A 12,226-nucleotide genomic window follows, 5' to 3' on the forward strand; every position below is an offset into this window, starting at 1 on the left:
GTTCGTCTATAAAGTACATCAATCAATTAAATGAACCTTATGAAAACCAATGCATTACCTTCGAGAAAGAAGCATAGAAAAAATGAAGCCCTAGCGCTATATATTACTGGAATTACTGTATTTATGGCGGTTTATTCAACACTTACCATAGTAGCGTGTATGTAAAACAGAAAACCCTTCTCAGCAAATGCCTTGAAGGGTTTTCCTCCTTTTCACAACAATCAAACAAACAACTTTAACTCTAAAACCTCAATTACATTTACGTAATAAAGTTATCTTTGGTTTTATTGAAGTATATTTTTCTATAAAACCCATATTATGCGTACCCTATTACTAATTTGTTTTGTTTTTATTTCTACCCTCTCCTGTAAAGATGAAAAGAAGAATGAGGTGATTGAGGATGTTGAAATTGTAACCACCTATTATCTAATTCGCCATGCTGAAAAAGACCGAAGTGATTCTACCAATACCAATCCAGCATTAACAGCAAAAGGTTTGGAGCGTGCAAAACTATGGGCTAGCTATTTTGATAGTATTCCACTGAATAGAATCTATTCTACTAACTATGTAAGAACGCAGCAAACGGCAAAAGATGTTTCTGAAAAAAAGAGCCTCCCTATTGAGCCTTATGAACCAAAAAGCCTAATAGCTGATGACTTTAAAGAAGCCACAAAAGGCAATCATATTTTAATAGTTGGACATAGTAACACCACTCCAATGCTTGTCAATAAAATATTAGGAACAAATACGTATGAAGATATTCCAGATGATGACAATTCACGACTGTATGTGGTAACGATTGAGGGTGACAACAAAAAATGCGAAATAAGAAAGGTAGAACTATAACCAATTACTCTTCAAATCTTCTTATTTTTGCCCCTTATGGCACTTCAGAAAAATGTCCAAATAAAGAACCGCAAGGCTCGTTTTGAATACGAAATCCTTGAAAAATTTACCGCAGGAATTGTGCTTCGGGGGACCGAGATTAAAGCCATTCGTGAGGGTAAAGCCTCTATTGCCGAAAGTTTTTGCGAATTTGCCAACGGTGAATTGTTTGTGATTAACATGACCATTCAAGAATACTCACACGCCACGCATTTTAATCATGCGCCAAAATCTGAAAGAAAGTTACTCCTTAACAGGCGTGAGCTAAAAAAACTAGAAAAGGAAGTAAAAAACTCTGGGTTAACCATTATTCCGTTGTTACTTTTTACCAACGAAAAAGGCTTGGCAAAGTTAGAAATTGCTTTATGTAAAGGAAAGAAGCTATACGATAAGCGGGAAGTGATTAAAGAACGCGACACCAAACGGGATTTAAGTAGGATTAAAAAAGCGTTTAACAACTAACATTTCCTTAAGAATTTCTTATTCCTTTTTTTCTAATTTCACGCTCGAGACAACCTTTTACTTATTTTAAACGTCTTTTGAATAGAATCCATTTTATGAAGTTTACGCTAGCCACACTTCTCTTTATTAGCAGCTTATCCCTATGTGCTCAAATTGAAGGAAAAGTCAAAGACACCCACAACCAGCCATTACCCTACGTAAATATCTATTTAGAGGACTCTTACACAGGAACTACCAGTAATGATGAGGGTAATTATTCCTTAGAGATTTCAGAAAGGGGGAATTATACGATCGTGTTTCAATTTTTGGGATATAGTACGATTAAAAAGGAAGTTGCAGTGTCATCTTTTCCGTATAAATTGGATGTTGTTTTAACCGAATCTACCATAAGCTTGGACGAAGTGGTTATTTCTACCGCCGAAGATCCCGCCTACCGAATTATTCGCGAAACCATTGCTAAACGAAAAGAAAATCTAGATAAAATATCAGCTTATAAAGCCGACTTCTACTCCCGTGGGATTTGGCGGGTAGATAGTGTTCCGAAGAAAATATTAGGGCAAGAGGTTGGTGATTTTGATGGTGCTCTAGATTCTACCCGAACAGGGATTATTTACCTATCTGAAACCATAAGCCATATTGCTTATAAAAAACCCAATAGCTTTAAGGAAACCATTATTGCTAGTAAAGTAAGTGGTAATGATAATGGCTTCAGTTTTAATAGTGCGCAGGATGCCAACTTCAGTTTTTATGAAAACACTGTGGACCTCAACGCACAAATTGTTTCGCCTATTGCAAGTAATGCGTTAAGTTATTATCGTTATAAATTGGATGGTGTTTTTTATGAAGGTAGCAAACTCATCAACAAAATTAAAGTGACCCCTAAACGACCCAACGACCGTATTTGGGAAGGCACTATTTACATTGTGGAAGACGATTGGCAATTGTATGGTTTGGATTTAAAAACAACAGGTGTGGCGATTCAAGTTCCGTTTGTAAAGGATTTAATTTTTAAGCAGAATTTTAAGTTTGATATTACCGAAAATACTTGGGTAAAAATCTCCCAAACCATTGATTTTAGCTTCGGATTTTTAGGTTTTAATGGGGATGGCCGATTTATTGCTGTTTATAGCAATTATGATTTTACCCCCGTTTTTGAAGGGAAAACCTTCAGTAATGAAGTGTTGTATTTTGAACCGGAAGCCAATAAAAAAGATAATCTCTTTTGGGAAGGAAAGCGTCCTGTTCAGCTTACAGAAGAAGAAACTAACGACTATATTAAAAAAGATAGTATTCAGGAATTGAGGAAGTCTAAAACGTATTTAGACTCGGTGGATGCTAAAAATAACAGATTTACATTGTTAAGTCCATTAACAGGCTATACCTATAATAACACCTTTGAAAAGTGGGAATTGGGCTATAAAGCACCCCTTCCAGGAATAAACTTTAATACCGTGCAAGGTTGGAATGGAAACGCGGGTCTTACCTTTTTTACATGGTATGACGAAAATCGTGCCCAATGGCTATATGTCCAAGCAAATGCCAACTACAGTGTAGCCGAAGATCGTTTGCGTTGGCAAGGAACCCTTACAAAGCGATTTAATCGCTTTAACAGATTACAGCTTTCTGCTTTTGGGGGTAGTGAGGTACGACAGTTTAATAGCAGTAATCCTATTTCGCCATTTATTAATAGTATCGCTACTTTGTTCTTTGAAAGAAATTATATGAAGGTGTATGAGCTTACGTATGGAGGTGTTTCTTGGTATCAAGAACTGTTTAATGGGGTACGTTCTTCACTATCGGTGAGTTATCAAAACCGAAAACCGTTATTTAATAAAAGTAATCAGGTGATTTTCCCACAGGATGACATTCAGTATACCAGTAATAATCCGTTACATCCTAATGATGATACTACTGCCGCTTTTGATGAACACGATGTTATAAAAACGAACTTTTCTACCCGAATCTCTTTTGCTCAAAAATATATGACCTATCCTGATGGAAAATTTAACTATGGAGATTCAAAATATCCTGTGCTTACTTTGGAAGTAGAAAATGCGATAGGAGCTAGTGATGCTGATTATAATTTTACACAACTACGTGCCAGAATTAATCAAGAAGTGAAGCTTGGTACTATAGGGGAATTTAGCTACAATCTAAAAGGCGGTACTTTTTTTAATGCGGACAACATCTCTTTTGTGGATTACCAACATTTTCAGGGCAACCAAACCCGAGTTGGTACTAGTGGGCGCTATACCAACGTTTTTAACCTACTGCCCTATTATACATTAAGTACTAACAACCATTATTTTGAAGCCCATGCCGAGCATAACTTTAAAGGTTGGGTGCTGAATAAAGTTCCCGGCATTAATCAGTTAGGGTTTAATATGGTTGTGGGAGGTCATTATCTAAGCACACATGACAACAAACCTTATGGGGAACTCTCTATAGGTATTGACCAATTGGGTTGGGGTAAATACCGATTACTTCGCCTAGATTATGTGCAGTCTTATTTTCAAGGTGAAACCAAAGGAGCTTTTATTTTTGGCCTCAAATTTTTGAATTTGTTTGAGTAATCAATATTTTAAAGCTTAAATACTAATTGGTTATAACTACCGTTTTTTCATAAAGTCATTTTATGAAAATCACCCTTCTTTTTCTTTTTGTATTTACTCTTGGATACTCTCAAAATCCTGACACAACCATTGTTTTTGATCTTGGTTACGCCGTTGAGAATAATTGGCTACACCTTGAGGTTATGGGTTATGAAAATAGCACTCATTACACCAAACCATTACAGGCGAAGTTTACTAATACTTTAAAAAAACCGCTTCGTTTTTCTATACCCAATGGACAAATCTTTCGAGCAGAAGATAGCACAGTACAAGATATTGTAATGGTAAAAGAAGAACTCATTGCATTAAAAGTAGGTGAAACTAAAGAACTTCCTCTTTATGGAATGTGTATTGAATTAAGTAATTCTGGAAATAATTTGGAAACCAAGTTTTATTTGGATGGTAAAGCTGAAGAAAAGCTACTTAAACTTACCCAAGAAATTGAAAAAAGAAAAGACTTTAATACCCTAGGGCAATATGCAGTTTGGACCTTAACAGATGATGAGGATTTAACGTCTATAAGTGGTTTTGATGAATCTGAAGCTTTACACCTAAAAACATTTGTTGCTAATCTTCTGGGGGTACCTGTTCCCTTACATGATCCTAATGACTATACAACCAATTATCATAATGATAATCTTATAAAACGTGCTGCTGAAAGTAAATTCAAATTTACATTTAGTGAAGACAGCGCTGTATCCATTGCTATGTTTGATGAAAATAATATGGTGGTGAGAGAATTATATAATAATCCTAATGTCAAGGCTGGATACCATGAGTTAGATTTTAAGTTTGATGTCTCTGTGTATCAAAACAAGGCTTACTACGTAAGAATGATTGTTGACGAGGAAATAAAAATTAATATGAAAATGGAACCTCGAGGATAATATTTATTCCAACCACAATTTAAAATCTCGAACGCGTTCTCTTGCTACAATTACCTCATCTTCCTTATAGCTTTGCAGCTTTAGTTGGAGTCTACTATTGGTATAGCTAATAATATCTTTTATACCGTTGATGTTTACGTAAAACTTCCGATTGATTCTAAAGAATACTTCGGGTGAGAGTTCATCTTCCAGCTGCTCTAAGGTGGTGTCCAGTAAATAACCACGACCTTCATAGGTGTGGGCATAGGTACCTTTATTTTCACTGTAAAAACATTCAATTTCGTCTACAGCAATCATTTTTATATGCTGCCCAATTTTGGTGGTAAAACGCTTTTTATACTCCCGTTCCACTGGGTTGGTAAGTAACTTTTTAATGTCATCAAAATTAAGTTGAACGTTTTGTGCTTTAGGAACTCGCTCACTGTATTTTGCAACGGCGGTAGTGAGTTCATCTTCATCAATAGGTTTTAATAAATAATCAATACTATTTAATTTGAAGGCTTGCAATGCATACTCATCAAAGGCAGTGGTAAAAATAATGGCACTTTTTACTTCCACAGCATCAAAAATCTCGAAGGACAATCCGTCGCTTAATTGAATGTCTAAAAATATTAAATCGGGGTGCGGATTATTTTGAAACCACTCTACTGCTTCAGCAACACTGTGAAGCATCGTATTAACAGTTACTTGTTGTCTTTCTAGCATTCGCTCTAGGCGTCTGGCTGAGGGTTTTTCGTCTTCAATGATGATCACATTCATAGCTACTAAAAATCTTTATCGAAGTTATTTTTAAATTCCTTTTCTTCCTTTTCCATAAATTCCTTAATCTTTCGTTCTTCCCAATCTTTCAGCATTCCAAACTTATCTTTAAACACATATAATGCGTGAAATGCCAAGCCTATGCCCCAAAAGAAGGGTGTGGTAAAATAGCCCCAAGCAGGAAGCCCAGTCATAAAGTTACCGCTAAAGGCTCCCATATGGGCTAAAATTAAAAAGGTATTAATTAAAATGTATACAGTGAGATGCGTATAAAATCCCTTTATTTCTTTTACCTTCTTTTGTGCTCGTTCGTATTTGTCTTCGTTAAATGGTTTCATTTTATTTTGAATTATTTCCATGTTTGAATTTCCTCTTCTTCCTTTTGAATTAGCTCTTCAATCTTTTTGTCTTCCCAGTTTTTAATAGATTTTGGTTTAAATACAGTAAGTGCGTGAATTCCTATGGCCATTAACCACATTACTGGAAAAATATAAGTATTCCAATTAAGCCAATTGTTAAATCCTTTCTCCTCACTTACAATCCCATAAGCAGGAAGTACAAAAAATCTTACTATAAAAACAAGAGGGACAACAACTAGAAATATAATAATGTGTCCATAAACTCCTTTTATTTGCTTTATACGCTTTTGGGCCTCTTCGTATTTTTTATAACTTTTTGGTTCCATAGTTTTGGGATTATTTCCAACGTTCGTTAGGGAATTGATCTTCTTTATCCATGAGTTCTTTTATCTTTCTTTCCTCCCAGCTTTTATTCATAAAAGGCGCCCAGTTAAAGGCTTTAAGTGCTTGAAAAACGAGTCCTATTCCCCACCCAAAGGCGGCCCATAAAAACCAGGCGTAACGCCACTCGTTTGTGTAATAGTTAAGCCATCCTAAAAAAGTGATAAATACAATGTAGAAAACCAAGCTGGTATAAAACTTCTTCATCTCTGCTACGCGTTCTTTTGCGCGGAGGTATCGATTTTCTCTATTTTCTTTGGTATCGAATTGCATGGTGTTCGTATTTAAATTCAATGTAAAACTACTATTTGCTATCCTTTGTATAAAATCCCTTTTCCTGAACTGTCATTTTTGTGTTCTGAATTGTGGCTTCGATACTTCGACTTTGCTCAGCACAGGTACATTCCTTCGGAATACTCAGCCACCGATTTGGGGTCACTAAGCAATTTGCTGGTGATTGAGTGATTTGCTTTTGCAAATTGTATCGAAATCAAGCAAATTGTATACAAGTGACTAACTATTATTTTTTATCAAACTCTTTTTTTGATAAACTAGGTAATTCACTAATCCTACTTTCAATCAAGGCTTGTTTCTTTTTCCTACTCCACCCTTGCACCTGTTTTTCTCTATAAAAAGCTTCATCAATCCTATCATACTCTTCAAAATAAATCAATCTAACTGGTAATCGTTTAGCGGTATAATTTGCTCCTGCTCCACTCTTGTGTTCTAAAACTCTTTTATCTAAATCCTTAGTACTACCAGTGTAATAGGTGTCATCATTACAAATTAATATATACAGATATCCTTTACTCATTTTACTACTTTGAATGTGGCTTCGATACATTCCTTCGGAATACTCAGCCACCGATTTTGGGTCACTGAGTGATTTTCGTTAGAAAATTGTATCGAAGTGACCTTCTACTCATCGTCCTTCATTAACTCTCGAATCTTGCGCTCCTCCCAGTTTTTTCCTAAAAAAGGATTCCAATTAAATACCTCCATAGCATGTCCTGTAACCCCCATTCCCCATCCAACAATCGGGAAAATGGCCCACGGAAACCCTGTGGATTTTATGTTTAAAAAGATAAATACAGGCACCATAATAAGGTAAATGGTAAAGTGGATGTAAAATCCTTTTAATTCTTCTACGTGCTTCTTAGCACGCTCATATCGTTTTGCTGAAATATATTCGTTTTGTGTTGTCATGGTATTTGTTTTTTGTGTGAGTAATGGTATGGTTACCCAAAATTCTTTTTCGTTTTGTTTTACTGAAACAGGACGGTTGGTCAACAGATGATATCGTTGGTGGATATTCCGAAGTCCTACTCCTGTACTTTCTTTCATTACTTTTTTTAGCTGAATGTTATTTTTAATTATCAGGTTTCCGTCTTCCTCATAAATGGTAATATGTAATTTATTGGCTGGCGTCACTTGGTTGTGCTTTACCGCATTCTCTAACAACAACTGAAGCGATAACGGTACTACCTTAGCTTCGGGGTTGGAAAGGGTTTCAGGGATATCGAAAATAATACTGTCCTCAAACCGCATTTTAAGTAAGGACATATACAATTGCGCAAACTTTAATTCCTCTTCCACCGTAACTAGTTCCTTGTTTTTTTGTTCCAACACATAGCGGTACACTTTGGAAAGCGACGTGGTAAATCGGGTAGCGGCATCTGGGTTTTCCTCAATAAGACTGGTAAGCACATTTAAACTATTAAATAGAAAATGCGGATCTAATTGATTCTTTAAGGCATCAAATTGTGCCGAAGCCGTCCCCGCAATTATTTTCTGCTCTTTTACCTTTCGTTCCTGGGTATAGCGGTAGTAATAGACGGCGTAAAAAATACCTGTAACGACTACTGAAATAAGCAATGTGACATAGTAAAAAACAGGGCGTTCGTTGTCAATAAATTCTGAAATAGAAATTCCTTCAAAAAGGATCGCACCCCCAATCCGTAATAAGAAAATGGTTACTAATGAAATAGCGATAGAACCCAAAATTCCCTTTGCAAGGTGCTGGATTTTAAACCATTCATTTTTGTAACGTGTAATAATAAAGTAAAAGAAAAAGGCATTGGCCATATAGAGAGATATCGAATACACCTGATTAATGACAAAACGAATGACAAGTTCTTTCCCTGAAGAAATCTCCCAGCCGTTAAGGTATTCGATAACACCCACCACGATAAAGATGAGTACCCCTACAAAAAATGCTTTGCCTATTTCCTTACGTATCTTCATTATTCTTCTTTACAGTTTTGTGCCAAGCTTTGCTGTGCATATTCGCCACCCCCTTGAGGGTAATATTGCCCTTTAGGTTCGTAGGTATCAAATAATGCAACGGCTTTCTTTAAGTCTTCGCAAAAAGGTTTTGTGTCTTGACCAAACCAACGAGCAGTTCCTAATTCCCATTCTACTTTCCCAAAGGCAGCTCTTGGATTTTCTGGTTCCAATTTATAGGCCTCTTGGTAAAGTTGGTTAATCTTAGGAGACATGGTCATTCCGTATTTGGCACCATCGAACACCACCCAAGCCGTATATAGTTGCGCTTGGACAACTAATATTTCGGCGTTGTCCTTGGAAATAGCTTTGGCATCATTTAAGAAGTCTTGCGCTTTCTTTAATTGCGCGGTTAGTTTATCCTCATCTTTTTCAGTAAAGCTATAAATTACATTAATCTGTGCCACATAAAAAGGAGGCAGCCAGTTGTCTGGTTCGGCTTGTGCAATACGTTCGAATAGATTGGCAGCTTCCCAAGGTTGGTTGTTTTTCCAAAGGTCGAAGGCCTTTTCCATTCCTTGTTCGTATTTGCTTTGTGAAAAGCCTGTAAAGGCTACAAAAGCAATGGCAATAAAGAGTAGTTTTTTCATAATGGTTATCTATTTTGTGAAATTATAAAAGTTGAAATCGAATTCCTAACGTTGTTACAGTTTAATAGCAATGGACTTTACTTCGCCCCCTTTTACTTCAAATTGGGCATCTTCCCATTTAGGAGGGCCAAAGAATCCTTTGGCACCATTAGAACAGCCATAATCTTCAATAGGAATCATCCCAAAGCGCATGTTTAACTGCCCGTTGTTGTCTTCATCGTGGTAACAAGATATGGCATACATACCATCAGGGACATCAGTAAAGGCTACGGTAGCTTTTTGGTTAACAATAACCGTTTCGAGGGTTTTAAATTCTTTGTTTAAAAAGTCTTCGGCTTGATTGTAAAGTCCAACGCGGGCTTTACCATCGTTAGTACCAAAATGGGTCATGGTAACTTCTACGGTATTTTGTGCCTGAAGCAACATTCCTGTTAGAAGTAAGGTTAGAAAGTGTAATACGGTTTGCATAACTGTTTGTTTTTAATTGATAGGACAAATATCTATGCTCTGCCTTACTTATTAAAAAGGGTTTTACCGAATTGTTGAAATTGGGGAGTGAATTGTGGCTTCGATACATTTGCTGCGCAAACACTCAGCCACCAAAATGGGGTGAAGGGTGTAGGGTATTAGGTACTGGGTGTTTTAGGCTCACCTTTTTTTTACTATCTTTACCTATCTCCCCACAAAAAATTAGTACGATGTTACATAAGAAGTAGCTATGCGATACCGTATAGCAGGATGTTGTAAATACACATACTAATGAAACTAACTCTCAAAAAAAGATTCCTCCCTTGGGTCCTATGCGCTGCAGTGCTTTCACTAAGCAGTTGTAAAACCCAATTGGCACCCGAATACGACAAAGCCATTGTTGCTGGTCTTACCGATGCCACCCAAAAAACCATGTACTTTTTTGCCACCATGGAGGAAGGCACTACTGCCGAAACGTACACAGATCGTGCCCTTTCCTACAACCAACTTATTGGTGCCTATGATGCGCTTAGCTTACAGGCCAAAGCCCGGCCCGTACCCGATAATGTGGCCACCAAAAAAATAAACGAACTCTTACAATCCAAAGGCAGTGACCCTTTGTCCAGTGACTATCCTAGTGCTTTTGCATTTACCAAAATCTCCGAAACCCTCAAAAAAATGCGGGAAGTAGACCAAACGGGCGGGATAAAACCCTTTGCACTGCTTGCCTTTAAAGGGCAAGTCCTAATTTTTCTCGATCAAGCCATTACCTACGAAAGCTTTTTAAAACGATAACTTATGAGTGATGTAGCCAGCATAATAAAAGATATTAAAGATATCTCCACCACCATTCTAAAAAAGGATATTACCATTGTAAAAGGATTTAGTGAACGCCAAGTAGAAGCCATTGCCAAGCAAACAGTGATTATTACCGAAGGTGTTGCCAGTGGCGATATCGACGAAGAACTCAAAAAGTTCTTTTTTGATGGGCTTAAAGCTATGACAGAAAATTTTGTGAATACCCTAAAAGGCATCCTCTCGGTGACCTTAGAAAAACTCTATAATGCCCTTGTGGATAAACTTTGGAGCATTGTAGGGAGTGTGGTCTAAGTTTGTATTCTTACTGGATTGCTGTTTAAATTGAGTATCTTTCAGCAACGATTTTAAACTGTACATGCCATGCGCTCTCTTTTTGTTCTTATCACTGTGCTAGCTATCCTTGCTTGCAACGAAAAACAAACCCCTATAGACCCCATTCCAGAAACCCCATCCTGGGCATTTCCGTATTTTGAAAAAGTAGATAGCCTCAACCCTATTTTGAAGCCTTCTCCCGATTTGGTGTTTACCGATCCCATTACACAATCCGAAGTAAGATGGGAGGCACGCAACGTGCTCAACCCTACAGCCATTGTAAAGGATGGAAAAGTATACCTCTTTTACCGTGCGCAAGATAGTTTAGGAACCTCCCGAATTGGAATGGCTACGAGTACCGACGGACTGCATTTTGAGAAAGCCCCTACCCCTGTGTTCTTTCCCGATGAAGACGCCATGAAGGATTACGAATGGAACTATAAAAAAGCACTCCCCCTACCACATCCCGAAGGCGACTATTTTGATGGTGCCGAAGATCCCCGCATCGTGGAAAGTGAAGACGGCACCTACATTATGACCTATACCTCCTACGACGGAAAAACCGCCCGTTTAAGTAGTGCCTCCTCCAAAGATTTAACCCACTGGACCAAACACGGACTCGTATTACGCGACTCTATCTATCGGGATACGTGGTCTAAGGCTGGGGCTATTGTCGCCGAGCAACAAGGACACCGTATGGTCGCTAAAAAGATTGACGGCAAGTACTGGATGTATTTTGGAGATACCAGTTTGTTTCTCGCCACCTCCACCAACTTACAAGATTGGGAGATTGCCATCAATGACGAATCCAAACAACGCATAAGCGTATTACACCCTCGTATGGGTTATTTTGATAGCCGTTTGGTAGAACCTGGACCCTATGCCTTGTGGCGTCAAGATGGGATTGTGCTTATCTACAATGCCAGTAATGCTGCCAACTTTAACGACCCTGCCCTACCCAAGTTTACCTATGCGGCAGGGCAAGCCTTGTTCGATGCACAACAGCCTTACAAACTGCTAGACAGAACCGACTCCTATTTTATTTACCCCGATAAGCCTTATGAAAAGGTGGGCGAAGTAAATGAAGTATGCTTTGTTGAAGGACTAGTCTACTTTAACAACCAGTGGTTATTGTATTACGGCACCGCAGATTCTAAAATTGCAGTGGCGGTGTATAAGCCGTAAGCACAAAAATTGTTAATAACCCAGAAAAAAAGGAGTAAAACTTATAATGCTTTTTACTAAATTTGAGTATCTCCCCACAAAAAGTTAATTACTAGTATAATATATTGTTTGACCAAAATGGATTTTCTCTCGGTGACTTTAGAAAAACTCTATAATGCCCTTGTAGATAAATTATGGGGGATTATTGGAGGTGTGATTTAAACTATAGATGATGGGTTTAGAAT

At 37.6% G+C, this 12,226-nt stretch carries 16 protein-coding genes; 8 read left to right on the forward strand and 8 right to left on the reverse strand.

Annotation, left to right across the window (positions count from 1 at the left end):
- Window positions 1–39 precede the first annotated feature (39 nt).
- The 5 genes from KXJ69_RS13720 to KXJ69_RS08905 all read left to right on the forward strand — a co-directional run bounded on the left by KXJ69_RS13720 (window position 40) and on the right by KXJ69_RS08905 (window position 4,846).
- Entirely contained in the window at window positions 40–165 is a 126-nt protein-coding gene (locus KXJ69_RS13720; protein WP_255571296.1) for a hypothetical protein, read from the forward strand.
- A 153-nt stretch (window positions 166–318) separates the two neighbouring features.
- Window positions 319–846, forward strand: a complete 528-nt coding sequence (locus KXJ69_RS08890) for a SixA phosphatase family protein (RefSeq protein ID WP_219052735.1) — start codon at window positions 319–321, stop codon at window positions 844–846.
- A 36-nt stretch (window positions 847–882) separates the two neighbouring features.
- Window positions 883–1,347 (forward strand): SsrA-binding protein SmpB, encoded by a 465-nt coding sequence (smpB, locus tag KXJ69_RS08895; protein ID WP_219052736.1) that lies wholly within the window; start codon window positions 883–885, stop codon window positions 1,345–1,347.
- Window positions 1,348–1,442: 95 nt separating this feature from the next.
- On the forward strand, window positions 1,443–3,920 hold the full coding sequence (locus tag KXJ69_RS08900; protein ID WP_219052737.1) for a DUF5686 and carboxypeptidase regulatory-like domain-containing protein: 2,478 nt from the start codon (window positions 1,443–1,445) through the stop codon (window positions 3,918–3,920).
- A 62-nt stretch (window positions 3,921–3,982) separates the two neighbouring features.
- On the forward strand, window positions 3,983–4,846 hold the full coding sequence (locus KXJ69_RS08905; protein WP_219052738.1) for a hypothetical protein: 864 nt from the start codon (window positions 3,983–3,985) through the stop codon (window positions 4,844–4,846).
- Window positions 4,847–4,849: 3 nt separating this feature from the next.
- On the opposite strand, the gene KXJ69_RS08910 is transcribed toward KXJ69_RS08905, so the two are convergent.
- From KXJ69_RS08910 to KXJ69_RS08945, 8 genes are all read right to left on the reverse strand, one after another.
- Entirely contained in the window at window positions 4,850–5,605 is a 756-nt protein-coding gene (locus KXJ69_RS08910; protein ID WP_219052739.1) for a LytR/AlgR family response regulator transcription factor, read from the reverse strand.
- A gap of 5 nt (window positions 5,606–5,610) precedes the next feature.
- Window positions 5,611–5,964, reverse strand: a complete 354-nt coding sequence (locus tag KXJ69_RS08915; RefSeq protein ID WP_255571297.1) for a 2TM domain-containing protein — start codon at window positions 5,962–5,964, stop codon at window positions 5,611–5,613.
- Window positions 5,955–6,290 carry a 2TM domain-containing protein gene (locus KXJ69_RS08920; RefSeq protein WP_219052740.1) on the reverse strand — a complete coding sequence of 112 codons (336 nt, stop codon included), beginning with the start codon at window positions 6,288–6,290 and terminating at the stop codon, window positions 5,955–5,957. The genes KXJ69_RS08915 and KXJ69_RS08920 overlap by 10 nt, the downstream gene beginning before the upstream one ends.
- Before the next feature lie 10 nt (window positions 6,291–6,300).
- Window positions 6,301–6,618, reverse strand: coding sequence for a 2TM domain-containing protein (locus tag KXJ69_RS08925; RefSeq protein WP_219052741.1), 318 nt, complete (start codon window positions 6,616–6,618; stop codon window positions 6,301–6,303).
- Between the two features lie 247 nt (window positions 6,619–6,865).
- Window positions 6,866–7,159 (reverse strand): GIY-YIG nuclease family protein, encoded by a 294-nt coding sequence (locus tag KXJ69_RS08930; protein WP_219052742.1) that lies wholly within the window; start codon window positions 7,157–7,159, stop codon window positions 6,866–6,868.
- A 104-nt stretch (window positions 7,160–7,263) separates the two neighbouring features.
- On the reverse strand, window positions 7,264–8,589 hold the full coding sequence (locus tag KXJ69_RS08935; protein WP_219052743.1) for a 2TM domain-containing protein: 1,326 nt from the start codon (window positions 8,587–8,589) through the stop codon (window positions 7,264–7,266).
- Complete coding sequence (locus tag KXJ69_RS08940; protein ID WP_219052744.1) at window positions 8,589–9,218, reverse strand: hypothetical protein; 630 nt, start codon at window positions 9,216–9,218, stop codon at window positions 8,589–8,591. Before KXJ69_RS08940 ends, KXJ69_RS08935 begins: the two co-directional genes overlap by 1 nt.
- A 54-nt stretch (window positions 9,219–9,272) precedes the next feature.
- A complete protein-coding gene (locus KXJ69_RS08945) occupies window positions 9,273–9,686 on the reverse strand; it encodes a DUF2141 domain-containing protein (protein WP_219052745.1) in 414 nt (137 codons plus the stop codon).
- A 291-nt stretch (window positions 9,687–9,977) separates the two neighbouring features.
- Between KXJ69_RS08945 and KXJ69_RS08950 the strand changes: the two genes are divergently transcribed.
- The 3 genes from KXJ69_RS08950 to KXJ69_RS08960 all read left to right on the forward strand — a co-directional run bounded on the left by KXJ69_RS08950 (window position 9,978) and on the right by KXJ69_RS08960 (window position 12,002).
- Window positions 9,978–10,481: a hypothetical protein gene (locus KXJ69_RS08950; RefSeq protein WP_219052746.1), complete on the forward strand. Its 504-nt coding sequence runs from the start codon at window positions 9,978–9,980 to the stop codon at window positions 10,479–10,481.
- Between the two features lie 3 nt (window positions 10,482–10,484).
- Window positions 10,485–10,796: a hypothetical protein gene (locus KXJ69_RS08955; protein ID WP_219052747.1), complete on the forward strand. Its 312-nt coding sequence runs from the start codon at window positions 10,485–10,487 to the stop codon at window positions 10,794–10,796.
- Window positions 10,797–10,865: 69 nt separating this feature from the next.
- Window positions 10,866–12,002, forward strand: coding sequence for a glycoside hydrolase family 130 protein (locus KXJ69_RS08960; protein WP_219052748.1), 1,137 nt, complete (start codon window positions 10,866–10,868; stop codon window positions 12,000–12,002).
- The last annotated feature ends 224 nt before the right edge of the window (window positions 12,003–12,226 follow it).

The organism is Halomarinibacterium sedimenti, from assembly GCF_019312585.1.
Classification (GTDB): domain Bacteria; phylum Bacteroidota; class Bacteroidia; order Flavobacteriales; family Flavobacteriaceae; genus Halomarinibacterium; species Halomarinibacterium sedimenti.